This window comes from Photobacterium sp. DA100 (assembly GCF_029223585.1).
Taxonomy (GTDB): domain Bacteria; phylum Pseudomonadota; class Gammaproteobacteria; order Enterobacterales; family Vibrionaceae; genus Photobacterium.
Genome location: NZ_CP119424.1, coordinates 1,295,389 through 1,317,088, shown reverse-complemented (window position 1 = coordinate 1,317,088; position 21,700 = coordinate 1,295,389). Strand labels below are relative to the sequence as shown.

Genomic DNA, 21,700 nt, shown 5'->3' with positions numbered 1-21,700 from the left:
AAAATGAAAGCGCTCAACGACCTCAAAATTTTTATCGAGACAGCCAAACAGCACAGCCTCTCTGCTGCGGCGAGGAACATGGATATCACCCCTGCGGCAGCCAGTGCGGCATTGAAGCGGCTGGAAAGTGAAGTTGGTGCACTGCTGTTTATCCGCTCGACCCGTAACCTCCGTCTTACCCAGCAGGGTGAGCAGTTCCTCAATTACTGCGAGCAGGCTGTCGGTCTGATGACAGAAGCTTGCAGTACGATCACTGAGGGCCAGGCAGAATTTCGGGGAGTGATTAAACTCTCTATGCCCTCGGATTGTGGTCGAAATATCTTTCTAGGTTGGATCGATGAGTTCATGGCGCAACACCCAAAGTTGGAAGTCAGGGTGCAGCTTAGCGATGGGTTAGCAGATATGTATACCCAACCTGTCGATATTGCACTTCGATATGGTGAACCGAGTGACTCTTCGTTGGTGGCCTTACCGATTGCTGGGGGAAATACCCGCATCTTGTGTGCGTCTCCTGGCTACTTGGCGGAATATGGTACACCTTTGACCTCGGAAGAGTTGGCTACTCACAACTGTTTGTGTTTTGCCTTGGGAGATAGCTTGTATAACCGCTGGCGGTTCTTTCAGCGCGGTCATGAGGTGACGCTGGTTGTGAAGGGAAATCGCTATGCTAGTGACGGCGAGGCGGTCAGGCGCTGGGCGCTTGCGGGGAAGGGGATTGCCTATAAGTCGCTGTTGGATGTGAAAGAAGATCTGGTCGCAGGGCGCCTAATGGGCGTTGATATTGGTCTAGAGCCAGAGCCGGCTCCCTTATATCTGGTTTGTGCTAGCAGAAGAGTCATTAACCCGCAGATTCAGGCGCTGAAAGAGTTTTTGGCAGATAAAGCAAAACACTATCTTGCTTCATGATTTTTGCGAAGCACTGTAAAACAATAATTGCCACAATCCCAACAGCCATTGCAGACAAACCAATCGCTGTTTAATTCGTAGCTTTATTCTATATCTAACCAATCTCACATTACATGTTGATGTTACTTAGTATTCTGGTCTGAAATTAAGTTACTGATTAAATTGACTATATTGGTTTTCTTTGTATTGCTCTCAATTAATTCTTCAATAAGAAGAAAGTGATTAAATGGTTATTTCCTTTCGGAAGTGAAAGGAATATTTTACTTCTTAGGTAACAAGTAAACCATTGAAGTTATGAGGTAGTGCTAAGTGATTTGCCCTGCCTGAGTGCTATTGTAAGTAGTATGGATAAATGTCATTGATTCAATGAACCAGCCATAAGAGATAAAGCAATGAAAGGAAGCTTTTGCGTACGTATCATTTTCCTCCTATTTGTCCCCTTGCTGCTGACAGGATGTTTGAAAGACTCACCCAAGCAAGCTTTAGGTACCCTTGAGCGTGACCGGGTCACTTTCAGTGCGACTGCCAATGAAATCATTAGGGAGCTCCCCGTCAAAGAGGGCAGTACGGTACAACAAGGGGATGTGCTGGTAAGGCTTGATAGTAAGAACCAGCAAGCAATATTGGCACACGCTATTGCCGAGCAATCTAAAGCAGAGGCCTACTTGCTCAGGCTTACAAACGGTGAAAGGCCGGAAGATATCGCTGCGGCACAGGCCAAAGTTGCCAGAGCGCAGGCACAACTTACAGAGGCTGATAAGAATTATCACCGTAAGGCCGAATTGGTCAGTCGAAGACTGATCAGCCAATCAGAACAAGACAGTGCACTCGCAGCAAGGGATTCAGCCAAAGCTGAATTGGACTCTGCCAACGAAGAGTTCAGCAAACTGACCGCAGGATCGAGGCCAGAGGACATTGATCAAGCTAAGGCCGAACTGGCCGCTGCCAAAGCGGATGTGGTGTTGGAGCAGCAAAAGCTGGATGAGCTGACGATTGTCGCTACCCGTGATGGCATATTGGATAACCTGCCATATAACCTTGGCGAGCGGGTGCCTGTTAATGGGGTCGTCGCTGTCGTTCAGGCCAACCGCATTCCCTATGCAAGGGTTTATGTACCAGCCAGCCATCGGGTGGATTTCGTACCTGGACGAAAAGTCCCTGTTCATGTGGATGGTGTAGAGCTCCCCTTTGAAGGCACAGTCCGTTGGGTATCGTCAGAGCCTGCATTTACCCCTTATTATGCATTAACGGAAGATGAGCGCTCCCGTTTGATGTATCTCGCTGAAGTTGACTTGCCTGATAGTGCGGAACAACTCCCCTCTGGTGTACCTGCCCAAGTGGAACTGGCTGGGGAATGATCATGAAGGAATACGCGATCCAAGCCCATAACGTAAAGAAAGCGTTTGGTGATTTCATTGCTATCGACAACATTAACCTCAATGTGCCGAAAGGCAGTATCTACGGCTTTTTAGGCCCCAACGGCTGCGGCAAATCGACCACTATCCGTGTACTGACAGGCTTACTGAGCCCGACTGAAGGTGATGTTTCTGTACTGGGTTTAACTATCCCTCTGGAGTCAGAAAAGCTGAGGCTTAAAATAGGTTATATGACCCAGAAGTTCTCGCTTTACGATGACTTAAGCGTGGAAGAGAACTTAGAGTTTATTGGCCAGATCTTCGGAATGGGAAAAAAGGAATTAGCGCAAAGGATTGACGAGCAGCTAGCTACCTATGGCTTAGATCAGCGGCGAAAGCAGCGTGTTTCCGGTATGAGTGGCGGTCAAAAACAGCGTTTGTCATTGGCTGCAGCAACCATGCATAAACCAGAATTACTGTTTCTCGATGAGCCGACATCAGCGGTTGATCCTGAAAATCGCCGTGAGTTCTGGGAGCAGCTTTTTGATCTTTCGGATCAGGGCACCACGATTTTGGTGACAACCCACTATATGGATGAAGCAGAGCGTTGCCACCGGCTAGCAATTATGGAAGCCGGTAAGATCCGCGCTGATGGCGAGCCAGAAACGCTGATGGAAGAGATGGGGGTACATGTTGTCGAGATTAAGGCAGAGCGTTTGCGGGAGCTGAAAGAGCAATTATTGGAAAAAAATGAGGTCCGCTCGGCAGCTCAGCTTGGCATCCGTTTACGGGTACTGATACGTCAACATATCGATGATCCTATTGAGTGGTTGAAGGGTTCGTTCCCCAAATTGGCCAATAGCGAGATGAACATTGCTCGACCTAGCTTGGAAGATGTTTTTGTGACAGTGACTGGGGAGGGTAGGCAATGAATGCTCTCAACCGTATGAAAGCAGTGATGGTGAAAGAGATTCGCCAGTTATCACGCGACCGTATTACCTTTGGCATGGTAGTGATGATCCCGCTGATCCAGTTGTTGCTGTTTGGCTTTGCGATAAATACCGATGTTCGCAATATCCCTGTCGCCATCGTGGATCAGAGCAATAGCGTCGCAGGGCGAATGATAATCGAGTCAGTGAAGGTGACCCAGGTTATTGATGTTAAAAGGCAATTTTCATCACCCCAAGAAGCAGAGGTGGCTATTCAACAAGGAGAAGTGAGGGCTGCGTTGATTTTACCCGGTGATCTTACCCAACGTGCGATGCAGGGCCGAGAGCTTGGCCAGTGGATTGTCGATGGTTCGGATACCATGATCAGTGCTGCAATCCTTGGTCTACAGACCATGCCGCTCACGGATTTGGATATTGAAATTCGCCCGCCAATTGAAAAAACTTTTGAGGTGGTACTGTATTTCAACCCTACGCAACGCTCGGCAGTGAATATTATTCCCGGGCTCTTGGGGGTGATTCTAACCATGACGATGATCCTGTTTACCAGTGCCGCGATAGTGAGGGAGCGTGAGCGCGGCAACCTCGAATTGCTGATCACCACACCTATCCACTCGTTTGAATTGATGGTGGCCAAGATAGTTCCCTATATCTTTGTTGGTTTGATTCAGGTGTTCATTATATTGGGACTGGGGCATTTTATCTTTGATGTGCCGATCAATGGGGCGATCAGCCAGATCTTGTTTGGTACCTTGCTGTTTATCTCTGCCAGTTTAACCTTGGGGTTGGTGATCTCGACGATCGCATCGACCCAGCTTCAAGCGATGCAAATGACCGTGTTCATTCTACTGCCATCGATCTTGCTCTCTGGCTTTATGTTTCCCTATGAAGCCATGCCTGTTGCTGCGCAGTGGATATCAGAAGCGCTACCAGCGACACACTTTATGCGTTTGATCAGAGGGATTGTGCTGCGTGGTGCTGATTTGATCGGGCTGTGGAAAGACACGCTATGGCTGGCAGGCTTTACCGTTATCGGCTTGCTGGTGGCATCTAAACGGTTTAAGAAATCGTTAGATTGATATATAACCGGCTTGGTATACGGCAAACATGAAAAAGGCCACTTTAAAGATAAAGTGGCCTTTTAAGTATTTTGAGATGTGCTTACTTAGCAAACTGCATCAATGCTTGCTTGACGTCGTCTGAAGCGAAGGAGTGCTTAACACTCATCTTGTAGATTTGGTAGTAATCTTCTTCACTTAGCTCAAATTGCTCCATCACCTTGCGAACTTCATCGGTCATTGTGGTGTTGGATACTGTGCGGTTGTCGGTGTTGATCGTTACTGGCACGCCATCTTTGTAAAACGCTTTGATTGGGTGCTGTGCTAGTTCTGGGATCGCTTTAGTTTGCACATTGCTGCTTGGGCAAGTCTCAAGCGCGACGTCTTCTTTTTTCACTAGGTTGTATGCTTTTTCGTGATCTTTTATCGCAACACCATGGCCGATGCGCTCTGCGCCTAGGATAGAAATAGCCTCGTAGACATTTTGTCCGCAGCCCTGTTCACCAGCGTGAATAGTCACTCTATACCCTTTATCTTTTGCATCCTGTGCGAAAGTGGCATAGTCATGGCTAAAGCCATCAAGTTCACTACCAGCAAGATCAAAGGCAACAACCCCTTGGTTCAGCAGGCCAACACCGGCATCAATCACTTGCGGGATGGTATCAGAAGGCAGGAACTTCACCATCGAAAGGATGTAGTTACCTTTGATGTCGTATAGAGCTTCAGCTTTTTTCATGCCTTTGACCGCACTGGCGATGATTTGCTCATAAGTCAGGGCGTTTTGAATGTGAAGCTGAGGGGCAAAGCGAACTTCCAGGTACTTCACATTTTCTTTGGCGGCGTCTTCAAACAACTCAAACGAAATACGCTCCAAGCTTTCAGCCGTTTGCATAACCGATACCGGCAGGTCAAAGCGGCTTAGGTATTCTGGTAGGTTAGGGCAAGTTTCTGGGGCAACCATCAAGGCGTTGATTTCATCAACATCATAACTAGGCAGCGTGATGTTTTGCTGTTTGGCCAGATCGATAACAGTTTGTGGTCTGACGCTGCCATCTAGGTGGCAATGAAGATCAATTTTTGGTAGGTCGAAGTAATTCATTCGTGTTGTCCCAACTATGAATAATCTGGGAAAATGCAGTGTTTCCCAAATTGTGGTTGATTATTATCAGTATACCCAAGTAGCTTGGGTATATATGTAGCATTTTGCTTCCTAAGCTTATGAACTGTAGCTTATAGAATCGCTTGGGGACATTAGCACGACAATTGTCCGGGTGTGGCAAGATTATTTTTATATTTTGATAGGTTGGACACAGTTTACACAAATGGTTATGTCTGAAATTTTAAGCAAAGGGCCAGAAAGGTTTCGCCAGTTAATTGCCAATGAGAGCTTCCGGCGCATTACCCGGCATAAGGGCGACTATATCGTGAGGCAAGAGCATGATATCACCGAGGTATATTGGTCCGCTGCCGCCCAGTTTATGCTGCTCCACACAGCCCTTAATGGTAAAACGCTTAGCCTGGGTGACTACTACCTCGAAGATAACTTCTTTGGAGAGATCGAGTTTTTCTCAGGAAAACCTTGTTCTTTCGATGTGGTGGCAACAGCGACGACAGAGCTTGTTGTGATTCCAAAAGAGCGTTTTGCCGAGATCCTGCTTGAAGACGCGTCAATTTCTTTTTGGATGAACCACCGCATGGCGAATATGTACCAATCATCAATGAATATCGCCATAGAACGATCTCTGTATCCGCTGAAGTTCAACATTGTCAAAGATATCGTGAGCCGCTGTACCTCTGAAACCCGATCATTAAATCATGATTATATGTATCAGGAGGCACAGCGTTTTGGTTGTACGGATCGGGCCTATACCCGAATTATTCATGAGCTCATCAAAGAAGGGCTAGTGAAGAAAGGGAAGGATAAATCTACGATCGTTCCGGTCAATTTAGATGGGTTGATAGATTATTTGAATCAATCACAGCAATGATGCGCTTCTGCGTTTAGCTGATCGGTAATGACAAAAAAAGCCACTGAAAACAGTGGCTTTTGCAAAATCATATCTTAGCTAAAGGGCACATTTTACTCTTTACCGAAGACGTTGTTTTCCTGCTCTTGCACGCGGATGAAGGTTGTGCGCTTGGTCAGCTCTTTCAGCTTGGCGGCACCGACGTAAGTACAGGTCGAGCGTACGCCACCCATGATGTCCTGGATAGTGTTCTCAACCGGGCCACGGAATGGCAGAAGAACTGTTTTGCCTTCTGCAGCACGGTATTTGGCCACGCCGCCCGAGTGCTTGTCCATCGCGCTTTGCGAAGACATGCCGTAGAACTTCATGAAGGTCTTGCCGTCTTGCTCGATGATTTCGCCGTTGCTTTCCTCGTGGCCAGCCAGCATACCGCCAAGCATCACGAAGTCGGCACCGCCACCGAAGGCTTTGGCAACGTCACCAGCACAGGCACAGCCACCGTCACCGATGATACGGCCGCCTAGGCCGTGGGCAGCGTCAGCACACTCGATGATGGCAGAAAGCTGAGGGTAGCCTACACCGGTCTTAACACGGGTAGTACAGACAGAGCCAGGGCCGATACCGACTTTAACGATGTCAGCACCCGCAAGGATAAGCTCTTCAACCATGTCGCCAGTAACGACGTTACCTGCACTGATAACCTTGTTAGGGAACTCAGCACGGACTTTTTGCACGTACTCAACCAGGTGCTCGGAGTAGCCGTTGGCGATATCGATACAGATGAAGATAAGGTCTTCAGACAGTTCCATGATGTCTTTGGTTTTCTGGAAGTCTGCTTCAGACGTACCGGTAGAAACCATAGCATTGTTCAGTACGCTAGCGTCGTTGTTGTTAACGAACTCAGCCCAGTCAGCCACGGTGTAGTGCTTGTGAACCGCAGTCATAACGCCGTGCTTGGCAAGGGCAGCGGTCATTTCGAAGCTACCGACGGAGTCCATGTTAGCAGCAATAATTGGTACCCCAGACCATTGACGACCGCTATGCTTGAATGTAAAATCGCGGGTTAATTCAACTTGAGAACGGCTTTTTAGGGTTGAACGTTTTGGACGAAACAGTACATCTTTAAAGCCCAGTTTCAAGTCTTGTTCGATACGCATTGGTCATTCCTTATCTTATCGAATGTAGCATCATGGCTTTGAGGCTATTGGCAGATAGCATTGAGATTCACCATGTTGCAGGCACAAAAAAACCGGAGCGTTGGCAGACGCTCCGGTTTTCAGCATTATAGGCAGAGAAAGTTTTTTAACAAGTCTAATAATGTAAATTTTTTTGTGTTACCTTTAGCAAGATAGCATCCGGACTATCCTTCAAGTCCCCTTCTCCTGTTGCACAAAAAAACGCCAAATTCATTTATTGAGAGTAATCGTTGCTCAATCTGAGTGCGCTTGCATTTAGAAATCAAAAAGGCCCCGTGCAGGAGCCTCCTCATTATCTGTTCGGCAAAGTGACGAATTAATTCATCATGCCTCTGCAAGTGCGGCATCTTGTTCCTGGCCGTCTTCTGCTTTTTTAAGCATGACGCGGATCATTCTTGAGGCCAGCAGGGCAATTGCCACCATCACCACTGCCAGTATAGTCAGCAGGCTGAAGTAGTCACCGTATACGGTCTGTACCAACTCTTGGGTGATCGCTTGGCCTTTTTCCATCGCGATTGAGGTCGAGAAGACCGCACCGACGATACCACTCAGTGCAATCGCCACAGAGAACAAGCTGACCGAGAAGTTCTCGATATGCTTAGGTGCAACGGAAAGGATGAAGGCGACAACCAAGCTACCCACGATCACTTCGGCCAATGCCTGGAAGAAGTGGATAGCCAAGAAGACTTCAGGACGAATGATGACGTTTTCGCCGATGTTGTAGATCGCCATGGTCAGGATGCCAAAGGCAATGGCAGTCAGAACGAAGGAAAAGCTGACTTTGGTTGCCGTCGAAAAGTTGATATTACGCTTTTCTAATGATGAGAAAGTCCATGATACCAGTGGGCCGCCAAGGATACACCACAGCGGGTTCATTGCCATCGAGGCTTCGGGTGCGATAGGGATAATACCGAACAGATCACCACGCATGGTATTGATCGTCACCATAGTCATGGAAGTCATCATCTGGCCGTAGTAGACAAAGAATGCAGTGGTCAGAGCCGTCATGATCAGGATAGTGCCCATTCTCAAGGCATCTGAGCGGTTTGCCTGCATCATCAGCCAGATAAAGTAACCGATAGCGGCCGCGCCAATGGCATAGACAATGTTTTTGCCGATGTCCATGTGGGAGAACATAAAGAACACCAGGCCGATCATTGATGCCGAGATAACACCGAAGGCAAGCCAGTTTTTGACGCCCGCAGGTCTGTTATCCATCTCTGTTGCCACGGAGAGTAGCGGCTTGCGTGAAGTGATTAGAATAATCAAAGCCAGCGTTGCCATCGCTGCTGACAGCGCAAAGCTGCCATTGAAACCAAGGATCAAAACGATCATCGGGAAGAGATACTGTCCTAGAAAAGCGCCAATGTTGTTTACTGAGTAGTTAACCGGATAGGCGTTTTCAAAGTCCTCTTCTGACTTGAAGGTACGCTTGTAAAGACTTGGGTATGAAGGTGACATTAAGCCGCGCGAATAACTCGCCAGAGCAATACCAATCAGGCTCATCGGAATATTCAAGCTGGATGCGCCCATGACTAAAAGTGCATAACCCATAGCAAAGCCAAAGTAGCTGATTGTCAGCGAGCGGTAGGCACCTAAGAATTTATCAGCAATAAATCCGCCAGCAATAGCAAAAAGTGGTCCAATAGACGAGAAAGCGCCAACGATCATCATGGTGTCGGCTTCACTGTAATTTAGGTTCTCAAGGAAAAAGCGGGTGAGGATCACCATCACACCGTAGAAGGAGAGGCCAAACATCATTTGGCAAACCATCATCGACTTATTGAGTCTGTTCCACATAATACATCTCTAAGGTTATGGAGTTAGATTCGGCTTTTTGAAAGCGCAATTGTAACTAAATGTAAATTGCCGGGGATATTATCATTTCTTACCGTCATCTACTTGATAAAGTGTATGTTTCGCAAGCAGTTAATCATTAGTTTTATTTATCTATTGGTTGAATAATTTTCATGTGGATAAATTACAGATGCATCAATACTACTGATATTTAAGTATTTTTAATTGTGATTAACTGTTTTTTGGTTGATCTTTATGCTAATTACTATCTTGCTACATTATTATTAATAATTATTATTTTTGTTTTCAGCCCTAAACCACCTACTTCAGTAGGTGGTTATCATCCAGCGAGGCTTTGCCTGAAGTACTACTCATGCTAAATGCTCTCTTGATTTTTCGCGAAGTCAAAGAGGACAAATAACATGAGTAGATATAACCAAGCTTCCCACGTATTTTGGCGATGTCAATATCACATCGTATGGACGCCCAAGTACCGCTTCAGGATTTTGAAGAACAATGTGGGTAAAGAGGTTTATCGGTGTATCCAGGTCTATTGTAATCAACTTGGATGTGAGGTCATTGAGTTGAATGTACAAGTTGACCATGTACACCTTGTCGTAAAGGTTCCGCCAAAGTTATCAATATCCAAGTTGATGGGGGTATTGAAAGGCAAAATAGCCTTGAAGTTATTCAGTAAGTTTCCGTATTTGAGAAAGAATAAGCTTTGGGGAAATCACTTTTGGCAAAGAGGCTATTTTGTCGATAGCGTTGGAATTAATGAAGAAATAATCCGGCGATATGTAAGGCATCAAGAGAAGAAAGAGCGTCAAGAACAGGGAGAGTTAGCGCTGAACTAAACAAAGGCCCCCTTCGAGGGGGCTCATGCAAAGCCACCTTCTTTAGAAGGTGGATCTTTTACTTGTATAGCGAGGTCGAAGTTTAAAAGCGCATGTTGAAAAAGTGCGTGTTGCGGCATTGAGGGTAAGGTTGTGATATGGGTTGCCGTTATGAGTAATGGGTTAACAGCAAGAAGGATAAGTGAATACAGTTAAATAAAAGGCGCTGAAATTTGTACAGTTATGTCAAAATTGACGGTTTTAATCTGTAATCTCTTCCATTCTTCCTCAATCCTTGGATAATCCACTTGATTGGCTGGTTAAGTGGATAAATTGACTTTGTTTAGCAAAAGAAAAACAAAAAATACTTTTCCTTTGGACTTCTACGGTGAGGACGGAAGCTGGCGGTTTATAATTCGTGCAGACCGCCCGTCAGAAGTCGTGGATGCGATGTACTGGCGTGCTTATATCTCTTGCCACCGTAAAGAATTCGATCTGTTACATATCGCGACGGGAAAGTTCAACTACAAGTATAACTATTCCTCTTACGACTCATCTGAGCTGCATTATGCCTCAGGTAGTGATGCACTTCGGGTAAATATGATGGGTCCGATTGTTCCGATCTCTGCCATCCTTGAAAAGGTGAAGGAAAGAGCGGACAAGGCGACGGCCTAATATCGACCAGAGATTAACGTTAAAAAGGGCCTCTTTATACCCGAGCTACTTCAAGATGCAGGTTCAGCGAGAATTTATAAGCTTATAGACAAGGCATTGTTTTGAAGTTCTAGTGGTTCTAAATCAAGAAACAATAACGCTGTATATGAGCTTAGAAAACTCGCCCTCTGGGAGGGTGTCAGGCCATTCACTCCTTCGTTGAAGCTTTTTGAAAGGGAATGCCATTCCGGCAAACCTTCGCCTTGTACTGAATAACCTGACAACCCTCTGAATCCTGCACCTTGAGGTAACTTGGGTATAGACTCTTTTTTACAATTGCTCGGCGGTTTTCGCTGGTTTTAGGTAGTAGCGATAGTAGCCGATGAGGTTACTTGAGAGGAATAACGCCTCCAGCAGCACGGCAGTGGGTGAGCCAATAACGATATTATGAGTCAGCCACAAGCTGGTACCGACAATCATCAGTTGGCGAAGCCGTTTATCGTTGTTGCTGAAAGCGGCAACATTCTGAATCAGTGCCGCGGAACAACTGAGAATGCTAGCAATACCGGCATACGTGAAGAAGGTGACGACCAGTGTGCTGATGCAGAACAACAACGCCATTTTATTGGATGTGGTGTAGAGGCTGATTAGGTAGCGGAATGCTCCCAGCGCCATTAGCCCAGCGCCTGTCCATTGCTCTAAGAGCGCAAAGTGGATACCTATCAGGATGACGGCACAGATAAAACATTTGATGATGTTTTTTTTATCCTTGAATTGAAATGAAACAAGGTCAAAGCAAACGGCGATACCAATTATTATTTGTGAGAGTAAAAAAGCCGACATAGGTTATTCCGAAAGTTCAGGGTTCGTAGCTGCCTTATTTTTTTCAATTCGAGCCAGCCAAATTAGCGGTAAAATGATCATGGCCGTGCCAAGTACCATTGCAAAGTCCGGGGTTTCTCCAAACCATATTAAGCCAACCCCGACAGCACCGAGTAGGCCACTGTATTCGGCACTGGCAATTTTATTGCTTTCCGCCGAGCGGTAGGCAATCACACAGATAGCGGCATAAATTAAGATGAAACTACTTGAACCTGCCGCAGTAATTAGTGGTGTCCAATCCCATTCCCGCCCTTCCCATAGTGCCAACCCTAGGGAGGCTGGGATACCCGCCAGATTGGTCAATAACAAGGTTTGCGCTACTGTTTGATGTTTGGGCAATTTGCGGATAAGTAAGTTATTGCTGGCGATACTCAGTGCGACGATCAGTGCAGCAATCGCCGCCCAGTCAATTTCTGTCGGCCGGATAATTACCAACACACCCATGAAGCCAAGTACCCCTGCTGAAATGGAGTAGCGGGTGAGCTGCTCTTTGAAAAACACCAATGCAAGCGGCAGCATCATCAGAGGGGCGGCATAGAAGATGGCATTGGCGGTTGCCAGTGGCATCGCATTGATGGCAAAGACCATAAAAATTGCACCAAGCAACCAGATATGGGCACGCAAGGCATGCCATTTCAGTCCGTCGGTGAAGCTTTTTTTACTCACGCCATAACAAAAAGGCAGCAATATCAGTACAGCAGTTAACTGCCTGAAAAAGACAAATTGAAATACCGCCGTATCTTCACCCAGCGTTTTAATTAAGGCATCAGAAAAAACCGCAATAAGGTTTCCGGCAATGAGTAAACCCATTGCCATTCCAACAGTTATTGAAGGCATGACCAAGCTCCTGTCATTGACTGACGCGTGTTCAGTGTTAGTGCAATAAGAAAGTGATGATTTGTGATTGCGTAAGCTTAAGTCATAAATCACCTTCATATATAATGATAAATATTCACTTAGTATGAGTTCAGCTAATAATGAAGTTACCGCCATTACGTGCCGTTCAGTGTTTTGAATCTGTTGCTCGTTTAAATAGCTTCTCGCATGCGGCAACGTCATTGAACGTGACACAGAGTGCCATTAGTCATCAGGTACGTTTGTTGGAGGAATACCTGGGTGAAACCTTGTTTGTCCGGCAGGGGAGACGTTTGTCTTTAACGCCGATGGGTGAAAAGTATTACGAAGAAATCTCCCATTCATTGCAGAATATTGCCCAGGCCAGCCAGCAAATACGAGAAGGTGAAAGTGGGAAAATCCGGCTCGCGATGTACAGTTCACTAGCTGTGAAATGGTTGGTCCCCAGACTGGAAAGTTTGCGTCAGCAACACCCTGAAATTGATTTATCGCTTGCCATGTTCGCCGACGAGCCAGAATTTTCGGATCAGGTAGCAGACTGTTTCATTACAGCTCATCCCCCCAAGAAAAACTATGTCAGTGACTTTCTGTATAAGGAGTTGCTGTACCCGTTCTGTAGCCAGAAACTTTGGCTGCAGATCGAAGGCAAATCCTTACCAGAGGCACTCTGGGAGCATCCACTCTTATCGGTACATTCGATTTTCAAAGATGGGAATCAGGCGTTAGATTGGCAAACTTGGTGTCAGCGTGGCGGGTTTAGTTTGCCTGCCGATGTGAAGGTTAGTCACTTTAGCCATATGGTTCTTGCTGCAGAGGCCGTGAAGTATCATCAGGGAATTGCCTTTTTGAATGACTACTTCCTAAACGATCACGACCACCAGCAGAACCTAGTGCGTATTCCTATGCATGAGCTGCCAACGGGTGACAACCTCTATTTTGTGTATAAGCAATCACGTGCCAAACAATTTGAGATAACAACCCTAGGGCGATGGCTTAAGCAACAGTGTTTTGAGCATGACAGCGATCCTAATGGCCAGAACTTGGCCGCGACATAGGGTTATTCTCCACATGAGTGATTAACCACAGTGCTATTAATGGCATTTCGAGTCCGTACCACGTAGAATACCGCCCTTTTGCATTGGGTATTGGCAAAAGGGTAATGTCGAAATGAGTGACCAATTTGAGCTGTTAGCACCGGGCGGCGATTTAGAATCAATAAAAGCAGCCATTGTTGCCGGCGCTGATGCGGTGTATTGCGGGCTGGACAACTTTAATGCGCGCAACCGGGCGACCAACCTCACGTTTGAAAACCTCAGCGGTGTTGTCCGGCTGGCTCACCAGCACCAATGCAAGATCTTCCTGACACTTAATGTCATTATTCTGGAGAGCGAAGTACCAGCACTGGTTCGTCTGTTGAACAAGCTGGTCAATACCGATATTGACGGGGTGATTGTTCAGGATATCGGTCTTTTCTCGATACTAAAGACGCATTTTCCTTCCTTGGATGTGCATGCCTCGACGCAGCTCAACACCCACAATGAAGGCCAGATATTATTCCTCAAACAGCTCACTGCCTCTCGGGTTAACCTCTCGCGTGAGCTGAATATTGATGAGATCAAACATTTGGCGCAATTTGGCCATCAGCACGATGTGTTGATGGAAGTCTTCGTCCACGGTTCCTACTGTATTGGCTTTTCGGGGCTGTGCTATATCAGCTCGGTCAGAAATGGCAGCTCTGGTAACCGTGGCCGTTGCAGTCAGCCATGCCGAGAGCAGTACCAGACCACAGAGACCGGCAAAGACTATCCGTTGAATCTGAAAGATAACTCGGCCTTTTCTGATATGGCGGCTTTGGCTGATGCAGGGGTGTATTCGCTGAAAGTCGAGGGGCGGATCAAAAAGTCCCATTATGTCTATACGGTCGTAGATACGTGGCGCCAGCAAATTGATAGCTACTGTAGCAAAGGAGAGATGCTGACAGATACCAGCCGGCTATATACGGTATTTAACCGTGACTTTTCCAATGCGTTCTTGAAAGGCGATATCAATAAGAGCATGTTTATTGATAATCCGAGGGATCATGCTGCTACCCATTTTTCGAATATCTACAGTTGCACCAGCATGGATGAGGTCAAAGCGGTTAAGAAGAAGCTCTACGACACGAAAACCGATATTATCCAGCAGGTGGAGCGTGTCACTAAGGACTTGTGTATCGAGAAGCTGGCGCTGGATATTAAAGTCATTGCTACTGAAGGTCTGCCATTGAAGGTTGAGCTCATCACACCGCAGGGTTTGATTGAGCTGCAATCAGAATCAAATTTGGTATCCTCTGAGAAATTTACCCTTGATAAGGAAGGGGTAAGCAAGTGGGTCAACAGTTTTGCCAATGCCGATTACCGGGTCAATCAGATCGACTTGAGCACGCTGGCAAGCGGCCTTTACATCCCATACAAAGAACAAACGGTAATCAAAGAAAAAGTCGCGGTAGCGCTTAACGGCAACAAGCCACTTATTGCGCCGGTCGAGTTGAGCAAACCTGGAATGGAAGCGGCTTCTGAGTATGCTCAACCCCCTCAATTACACACCTTGATTTCTTCAGTAGAGGATCTGGTGCTGCAGTCAGAGCCAAATACCTGCGTGTACTATCAATTGCCCGAAGCGCTGGCCTGTGATTTGGACCGATTGGTTGACTTATTTGAGCATAATGATCAGTTAGTGCCTTGGTTCCCTGCCATTCTCATTGGTGAAAACTATGATGCAGCAGTTGCCTTCCTCGAGCAGGTTCAACCAAGCCGTATTGTGACCAATAACAGCGGGGTAGGGTATGCGGCCTATCAGCGCGGTATTGACTGGGTGGCTGGCCCTCAAATGAACATTATTAACTCGTACAGCCTTGCTTGCCTGAAGGAAGAGTTCAATTGTGTCGGTGCATTTATCTCCAACGAAATTAACAAAAAGCAGATAAAACCATTGGTTAAGCCGGATAATTTCGAGCTTTTCTACAGTATTTATCACCCGATCACACTACTGACCAGCCGCCAGTGCTTGTTCCACCAAACGGTTGGCTGTAAGAAGAAGCGATTCGATGACAAGTGCCTGCGAAAGTGTGATAAGTCGGCGTCGATCCTGAGTCTTAAGCATGCCTCGTATGTGGTAGATAAACAGCGTGGAGCCCATAATTCGCTGTATAGCCAAGAGAATTATCTTAACTTGGATGTGATCAAGGATCACCCCGGTTTATTTGATGGCTATATGGTGGATATGCGCGATATTAAGACCCATACCCAGATGGCGTTGGAAAAACCAGTATTGCTTAAAGCTTTCCGTGAGCAGCTAACAGGTGATGCAGCGCCGTCAGCTCTTCATGCCAAGATTGCGCCGACGACGATGGCTCAATACAAAAAAGGCTTGTAAGGCAATCAATTCCTCAAGCTTCCAGTATGAAAAAGCCCGACTTTATGAAGATAAAGTCGGGCTTTTTATTGCGGGGTCGCTAAATAGGGCGCGATCTATGCCTCGGCAGTAGCGGAAACACCATGCCATTGGTAATGGTTGTTCGGCTTTTTACTGACAATGCCTTCTTCCATAAAGCGGCTGAAGATGTCGTCGACCTCATCACTGCTGGTCTTGAGGTATTTGGTAACCGCACGTTTGGTGCAGTTGACCTGATTGGTGCTCAATGCCTCGATCGCTTGTTCGTAGAGTGATTTCGGCTTTTCTGGTTCGGCCGGGGTTTCAGGCTGTTGCTCAGCCTGCCCATCGTCGTCGCCTACCGTTTCCTGCTGCTGATTGGTCAACAGCTCTGGCTGCTTGATCTCGTTATCCGTATAGGTATCGATAGTGATAGGGCCGACACGGCGGAACTGGTTCCTGAAACGAAGCTCCTCGCCGATGAGGCCAACGAAAAATGCCGCAAAGAAATCAAGCAAGACAGAAAGGAAAATCACCAAGCTGAGCTGGGCAGTTTCTGTTTCTATCTTCAAAGACTGGGCTAGGCTGTCGATAAGGCCAATCACGCTGCCTTGATTGACCACCGGCAAGCTGTCCCGCTCGGCAGCAAGTTTTAGCTGCTGCTCGCGAAGTTCATCGTTTTCACGCTGGATGCGGGCAACCCCGGTGGCAATACGCTCCATCTCGATATATTTCTCTGCAGCGCTATTGTTAAGCTCGATTTGCCGTTCAATTGCAGCGATCTGCATATTGTAGTTGTTGACCCGACTCTGTTGCACATTGACATGGCTCTGGGCTTGGTTGGTCGCGCTATTGATACCACCAACCGAACCACCAATAGAGATAGCTGCGAGTACCGCATAAAAGGCAAAGGCGGAAACGGCTCCAGCGTAATTACGCCTTGCTCGGCGTTCACCAAATTCATACCACGCAAAGAACTTGCCCAGCTCGAAGATAACCGCAAGACCGCCAAACAGAATTTGCATGACGGGATCTTCATCTATCGAGAGAAAGAGCAGCAGTGAGAAAATGATCGAGGCAAGAATCGATGCGCCGGTAAAGCTGTACACCGTCCCCATTGCAAAAGCCCCTTTGGGGTAACGGACTGGAATGTTGTTATCGTAAAGCATAATTGTTGATAGTTGTAACTGGCGCTAGCGCCGACAGTAACCTGCCGAAAAACGCTTGTTCATCGTCAGGTAGAAAAAGGTGGCTTAGGATACCGTAAAATAGCCCTCTATCCCTTATAAATTAAGGCCTTTGCCGTTTTAACGCTGAATTTTTACACGCTGCTTTCATTACTGTAGAAAAGATACTCATCATAAATGCAGAAACAACACCGGAGCATCAATAATTTGCCTTGCATGTTGCAAACTTGTTATCGCAAGTGTAGGTTAATAGTCGAACGCATGTTTAAATCAGGTGTTTATAGTAAGAGGTTTTTCGTTAGATAGCGTTATCACAAAATTTATTGCAAGGACCCGCGTATGCCCAATTTACTTGAAGGTTACCCAATCGTTACTGAAATTCCAGTGGCCTGGGGGGAAATGGATGCATTAAACCACGTAAACAATGTGGTGTATTTCCGCTATTTTGAAACGGCCAGGCTAGATTACTTTGCGGGTATTGGTTTGATGGAAGAAATGCAGGCAACCCAAACCGGCCCTGTATTGAGTGAGACTTCGAGCCGGTACCGTAGGCCTGTGACATACCCCGATAAGCTATTGGTCGGAAGCCGGATATCCGAACTTACCGGAGATAGTTTTGTAATGGAATACAAAATTGTCAGTCAACAGCAAGGGGCTGTAACAACTTCAGGTACGGCAAAGGTGGTAATGTTCAACTTTAAGCAACAAAAACGCGCGAGCCTGAGCCCATCATTAGTTGAAAAGATAGTGTCCATGCAGCCTGAGCTCGCTGAGTTTGCCGTCACAACTGATTGATTATCATCACAGTTGATACATCGCTTCGGCTGTATTCCACCTATAATTGGATTATGGCCATTGCTAAAACAAAAGGAGTAGGGGATGTATATTGTTATCCAGCATGAGATTACCGATCCTGAATTGTTTTGGCAAAGAGCTAGCGGTGTTCTTACTCATCCACCATCAGGGATGCGTCTTCACGCTACGATGATTGTGGAAAGACACAAATTGTGTCAGTGCATGTGGGAAGCGGAATCAATTGATATGGTCAGGGATTACCTTGAGCCCGAACTTGGTGAGGCCAGTATCAATACCTATGGCTTGGTTGATCCGGATAGAGCGATAGGATAAGCCCCTGGGTAGATCTTTTAGAAGGTGGCGCAATATCTTGCGCCACCTTTTATATTACTTCTTGTAAGAGTCAGCAATGTTGTCGATGCGCTGGTTAGCACGCATTGCTTCTTGGTATGCCGCGTCAGATGTCGCGCGGGTGTCGTTGATAGCACCTGCCATTTGATCTTGCTGGCTCTGTAGGCCGGCAACTTGATCAGATAGTGCATCAACTTTATTTGTTAGTTGACTTAGCTGCTCTGCTTCTTCGCTGCTAGAACAGCCCATAAGAGTAGCACTTAGAATTAGGCCAGCGACTAGAGTCATAGAACGTTTCATTGTTATTCTCCACAATTGGTTGATATTAACTACTGCTACAAACACTGAATCAGCATTACATAAAGCCATTATGTTTAACAAGAAAATAGATGAAAAATGTGTTAAAAGCACCACTTTTAGATTTTCTGTTAATTTTTAATACCTTTTTGTACGGTGTATTTATGACGTAAGCAGTCTTATTTATGCTTTTCAGTATGAGCGGTATTAAAACAAAAAATGTGAATGCAATTGTTATGGAAATTTCAGCAACTGATTGTTTTTTAGTAGCTAAAGTCAGGGGAAAGTAAAGATAAGGCTAAGTGTGATATAAGTCACATAGCTAGGGGGAAGGGCGTTGATATTTAAGATTCAATTAAAGAAGGGCATATCAATAATAGGTTGGGTAAAGGCTTTAATTACAAACCTGTCATTAAGCCCACCGGCGGGGATATCTCCTGCCGGTGGGTGAAGACTATTTTTAGAGCGCCTTATTTGCCAGCAATGCTGAGTTTGCTAAAGCGAATAAGAGGTGCAAAGAAATGTTTTCCGTGATCATGGGCCAGTGTATCGCCGACTGCATCAATTTCTTTGATCATTTTATAGAAGTTACCTGCGACCGTAATACCACGAACAGGCTGAATGCGCTTGCCGTCTCGGCATAGGAAGCCGCTGGCGCCGAATGAGAAGTCACCGCTTACCGCATCGGCTCCCGAGTGGACACCCTGTAGCTCGATGAGCTCTAGGTATTCTCCCCCAGTTAGTTCGGTGTCACTACTTTGACCCGTGGCGATAACCGTATGTCGCGCAGAAACGCCAAGTCCACCTTTGGCAGAGCGGGAGCCATTAGCGGTATTCTCAATACCGAAGAAGTTTGCCGTATGGCTGTTGTGGAGCAAGCTCTGCAATTGTCCTTCACCGACCAAGATGGTGTCGCGAGTTGCAAAACCTTCGCTATCGAAGGCTTTGATGGCTGAGCCTCCTTCGATATAGGCAGTATCGGAAATCGTGAGCAATGGGCTCGCTACCATGGAATTTAAAGAATCACGCCATGGGTTGATGCCTTTCATGGCCGATTGGCCCGAGAAGCACATCCCAAATGCGCCAAACAGGCTGCTTAGGCAATTGAGATCAAACACCACACTGTAGTTTCCGGTTGTCACCGGCTCACCATCTAGCAAGGCTTTTGCCATGTCGTAACCGTGGTTGATACAGTACTGTGGGTCTAACTCTTCAAAACGACGGCCGGTCGACATGCCGCCGTGCATCGCTTGCTTGCCGTCTTTTTCAAACAGTGTGTAGGCATAACAATAGGTTGAACGCTCTTTGTGATAACAACGGGTGCCAAGGGTATTGGCTAGAATGACCTGGCTATCGGATTCGCCGAAACCGTTGTAAGGCGCAGAGGTTGCGTTTGGTTTTTCAACTACGCCTTTCTCCAACGCTAGTGCCAGAGCGATTTTGTCATCCACCGTTGCTGTGTCTGTTTGATAGATCTCTGGGTACTCGGTGACAAGCTGACTATTGGCACACGCAATGGTTTGATGCTGATCCTGCTTAGTGTAGGTCGCATTGGCAAGGGCATGCTCCACCATCATATCTAGGCTGGCAGGTTCTAGTGACTCAGAGTAGCTAGTCGCAATATGCTGATCTTTGACGATACGCACGCCAATCACCTGGCCGGATGTCACTTTGTACTCGTCGAGCTCGCCCGCATTGGCTTTCAGCGAGAAGTTGTTGCTGCTGCTGGCAATGACATCGGCTTCGGCACCGGCGGCTTTGGCACGCTCGAGTACTTGATCAATCGCGTGTTGCAGTTGTTGTTCGGCCATTAGTTACCCCCTACAAGAATGTTGTCCACTTTAAGCGCTGGCTGGCCAACGGTGGTTGGCACCGAACCGCTCACTGAGCCACACATTCCTGCGGCCAAGGCAAAATCACGTCCGATCATGGAGATTTCTTTAAGCACTTTAGGTCCCGTGCTGATCAACGTGGCTGATTTTAGTGGTTTGGTGATCTGGCCGTTTTCAACCAAGTAAGCCTCCTGAACGGCAAAGTTGAATTCACCCGTACCCGGCTGCACCGAGCCGCCGCCCATCTTCTTGGCATAAATGCCTTTTTCGACGTTAGCAATCATCTCGTCCAGCGAGCTATCACCCGGCTCGATGAAGGTGTTACGCATTCTTGAAGTCGGGGCAAATTTGTAAGACTCGCGACGGCCTGAGCCGGTAGGCGCAAAGCCAGTTTTGAGTGAGCCCATGTGATCAACCATGAAGCTGGTCAACTGACCGTCTTTGATTAATTGGGTGCGCTGGGTTTCCATCCCTTCGTCATCGATATTGATTGAGCCCCACTCGTTGGTCATCGTACCGTCATCAACCGCACTGACTACAGGATTGGCAATCATTTCGCCCATTTTATCGTGGAAGACTGAGGCTTTTTTGGCAACCGAAGTTGTCTCTAGCAAGTGACCACACGCTTCGTGGAAAATGACCCCACCAAACCCATTGCCGATAATGACAGGCATTTCACCTGACGGGCAATTGTCGGCAAAGAGTTTGACCATAGCTTGTTTCGCAACGGTTTGGCCAAGCTCTCTGGCATCAAGCTGGGTATTGAATTCCCAACCCGTCAGCGCCCCCGGTGCTTCGAAGCCCGTAGACTGCTCGCTGCCGTTCTGGGCAATGGCGGTAGCCGCGACACGGGTATAATGGCGGGTATCACCAATGTGCAGTCCCGTTGAGTTGAAAATCTCGATTTGCTGCTCGCGCTGCAAGATACGGCCGATGAACTGGTTGATCTTGTCATCTTCATCCCGCGCAGCATTATCACACTGGCGCAGGAAAGCAATCTTGGCCTCAAGGTTCGGGTTTTGGCTCAAGGGCTGGTGGCAAATGTGCTTGCTCTGGTAGCGGTTGAGGTTGAGTGCGCCCGCATTGGCGATTTGGTCGCGTTTGTCTTTGGCGGCGAGTAGGCTGGTGACGCGTTTAAGTTCTTCCTCGTCGGTGCTGTTGGTGTAGCCATAAAGCACTTTGTGGCCGAAGAATAAGCGAATACCAATACCAAAATCGATACCGGAATTTACTTTGTCGATATCACCAGATAGAAGCTCGACAGAGCTGGACTGGTGGTGTTCAACGAACAGTTCGGCAAAATCGGCGCCAAGGAATAGGGCATGGTCGATCACTGCTTGCGCTGTTGCAGGGTTTAGCATAGATGCTCCTTGC

Annotated in this window: 20 protein-coding genes; 11 read left to right on the top strand and 9 right to left on the bottom strand. The window is 47.0% G+C overall.

Annotation, left to right across the window (positions count from 1 at the left end; translation table 11 throughout):
- The first annotated feature begins 3 nt into the window (after positions 1–3).
- The 4 genes from PTW35_RS23720 (at position 4) to PTW35_RS23705 (ending at position 4,287) form a co-directional block, all read left to right on the top strand.
- Positions 4–906, top strand: coding sequence for a LysR family transcriptional regulator (locus tag PTW35_RS23720; RefSeq protein ID WP_281027739.1), 903 nt, complete (start codon positions 4–6; stop codon positions 904–906).
- Between the two features lie 392 nt (positions 907–1,298).
- Positions 1,299–2,264 (top strand): HlyD family efflux transporter periplasmic adaptor subunit, encoded by a 966-nt coding sequence (locus PTW35_RS23715; RefSeq protein WP_281027738.1) that lies wholly within the window; start codon positions 1,299–1,301, stop codon positions 2,262–2,264.
- 2 nt (positions 2,265–2,266) lie between these two features.
- Entirely contained in the window at positions 2,267–3,193 is a 927-nt protein-coding gene (locus PTW35_RS23710) for an ABC transporter ATP-binding protein (protein ID WP_281027737.1), read from the top strand.
- A complete protein-coding gene (locus PTW35_RS23705) occupies positions 3,190–4,287 on the top strand; it encodes an ABC transporter permease (RefSeq protein ID WP_281027736.1) in 1,098 nt (365 codons plus the stop codon). Before PTW35_RS23710 ends, PTW35_RS23705 begins: the two co-directional genes overlap by 4 nt.
- An 82-nt stretch (positions 4,288–4,369) precedes the next feature.
- Here the strand turns inward: PTW35_RS23705 and add are convergent, their stop codons facing one another.
- Positions 4,370–5,365: an adenosine deaminase gene (gene add, locus PTW35_RS23700; protein ID WP_281027735.1), complete on the bottom strand. Its 996-nt coding sequence runs from the start codon at positions 5,363–5,365 to the stop codon at positions 4,370–4,372.
- A 229-nt stretch (positions 5,366–5,594) separates the two neighbouring features.
- On the opposite strand from add, the gene PTW35_RS23695 reads away from it, so the two are divergent.
- Positions 5,595–6,254 (top strand): Crp/Fnr family transcriptional regulator, encoded by a 660-nt coding sequence (locus PTW35_RS23695; protein ID WP_348637739.1) that lies wholly within the window; start codon positions 5,595–5,597, stop codon positions 6,252–6,254.
- Positions 6,255–6,346: 92 nt separating this feature from the next.
- Here PTW35_RS23695 and PTW35_RS23690 read toward each other — a convergent pair whose 3' ends face one another.
- Both PTW35_RS23690 and PTW35_RS23685 read right to left on the bottom strand, forming a co-directional pair.
- Complete coding sequence (locus PTW35_RS23690; RefSeq protein WP_281027734.1) at positions 6,347–7,390, bottom strand: GMP reductase; 1,044 nt, start codon at positions 7,388–7,390, stop codon at positions 6,347–6,349.
- 363 nt (positions 7,391–7,753) lie between these two features.
- A complete protein-coding gene (locus PTW35_RS23685) occupies positions 7,754–9,229 on the bottom strand; it encodes a peptide MFS transporter (protein ID WP_281027733.1) in 1,476 nt (491 codons plus the stop codon).
- A 419-nt stretch (positions 9,230–9,648) separates the two neighbouring features.
- On the opposite strand from PTW35_RS23685, the gene tnpA reads away from it, so the two are divergent.
- Both tnpA and PTW35_RS23675 read left to right on the top strand, forming a co-directional pair.
- Positions 9,649–10,083 (top strand): IS200/IS605 family transposase, encoded by a 435-nt coding sequence (gene tnpA, locus PTW35_RS23680; RefSeq protein ID WP_039460255.1) that lies wholly within the window; start codon positions 9,649–9,651, stop codon positions 10,081–10,083.
- Positions 10,084–10,386: 303 nt separating this feature from the next.
- On the top strand, positions 10,387–10,737 hold the full coding sequence (locus tag PTW35_RS23675) for a hypothetical protein (RefSeq protein ID WP_231580621.1): 351 nt from the start codon (positions 10,387–10,389) through the stop codon (positions 10,735–10,737).
- A gap of 309 nt (positions 10,738–11,046) precedes the next feature.
- Here PTW35_RS23675 and PTW35_RS23670 read toward each other — a convergent pair whose 3' ends face one another.
- Entirely contained in the window at positions 11,047–11,559 is a 513-nt protein-coding gene (locus tag PTW35_RS23670; protein WP_281027731.1) for a YgjV family protein, read from the bottom strand.
- 3 nt (positions 11,560–11,562) lie between these two features.
- Positions 11,563–12,435: a DMT family transporter gene (locus PTW35_RS23665; RefSeq protein WP_281027730.1), complete on the bottom strand. Its 873-nt coding sequence runs from the start codon at positions 12,433–12,435 to the stop codon at positions 11,563–11,565.
- Positions 12,436–12,575: 140 nt separating this feature from the next.
- Here PTW35_RS23665 and PTW35_RS23660 point away from each other — a divergent pair, with 140 nt between their 5' ends.
- Together PTW35_RS23660 and PTW35_RS23655 are read left to right on the top strand one after the other, a co-directional pair.
- Complete coding sequence (locus PTW35_RS23660) at positions 12,576–13,508, top strand: LysR substrate-binding domain-containing protein (RefSeq protein ID WP_044620877.1); 933 nt, start codon at positions 12,576–12,578, stop codon at positions 13,506–13,508.
- A gap of 112 nt (positions 13,509–13,620) precedes the next feature.
- Positions 13,621–15,867, top strand: a complete 2,247-nt coding sequence (locus PTW35_RS23655) for a peptidase U32 family protein (RefSeq protein ID WP_281027729.1) — start codon at positions 13,621–13,623, stop codon at positions 15,865–15,867.
- A 95-nt stretch (positions 15,868–15,962) separates the two neighbouring features.
- Here the strand turns inward: PTW35_RS23655 and PTW35_RS23650 are convergent, their stop codons facing one another.
- Positions 15,963–17,033, bottom strand: coding sequence for a Preprotein translocase subunit SecY (locus tag PTW35_RS23650; protein WP_281027728.1), 1,071 nt, complete (start codon positions 17,031–17,033; stop codon positions 15,963–15,965).
- A gap of 357 nt (positions 17,034–17,390) precedes the next feature.
- On the opposite strand from PTW35_RS23650, the gene PTW35_RS23645 reads away from it, so the two are divergent.
- A complete protein-coding gene (locus PTW35_RS23645) occupies positions 17,391–17,846 on the top strand; it encodes a thioesterase family protein (RefSeq protein ID WP_281027727.1) in 456 nt (151 codons plus the stop codon).
- An 84-nt stretch (positions 17,847–17,930) separates the two neighbouring features.
- Positions 17,931–18,179, top strand: coding sequence for a hypothetical protein (locus PTW35_RS23640; RefSeq protein WP_044620881.1), 249 nt, complete (start codon positions 17,931–17,933; stop codon positions 18,177–18,179).
- Positions 18,180–18,233: 54 nt separating this feature from the next.
- On the opposite strand, the gene PTW35_RS23635 is transcribed toward PTW35_RS23640, so the two are convergent.
- From PTW35_RS23635 to PTW35_RS23625, 3 genes are all read right to left on the bottom strand, one after another.
- Positions 18,234–18,497 (bottom strand): Lpp/OprI family alanine-zipper lipoprotein, encoded by a 264-nt coding sequence (locus PTW35_RS23635; RefSeq protein ID WP_039460796.1) that lies wholly within the window; start codon positions 18,495–18,497, stop codon positions 18,234–18,236.
- Positions 18,498–18,964: 467 nt separating this feature from the next.
- Positions 18,965–20,305, bottom strand: coding sequence for a TldD/PmbA family protein (locus PTW35_RS23630; protein WP_281027726.1), 1,341 nt, complete (start codon positions 20,303–20,305; stop codon positions 18,965–18,967).
- Entirely contained in the window at positions 20,305–21,687 is a 1,383-nt protein-coding gene (locus tag PTW35_RS23625; RefSeq protein ID WP_281027725.1) for a TldD/PmbA family protein, read from the bottom strand. Before PTW35_RS23625 ends, PTW35_RS23630 begins: the two co-directional genes overlap by 1 nt.
- Between the last annotated feature and the right edge of the window lie 13 nt (positions 21,688–21,700).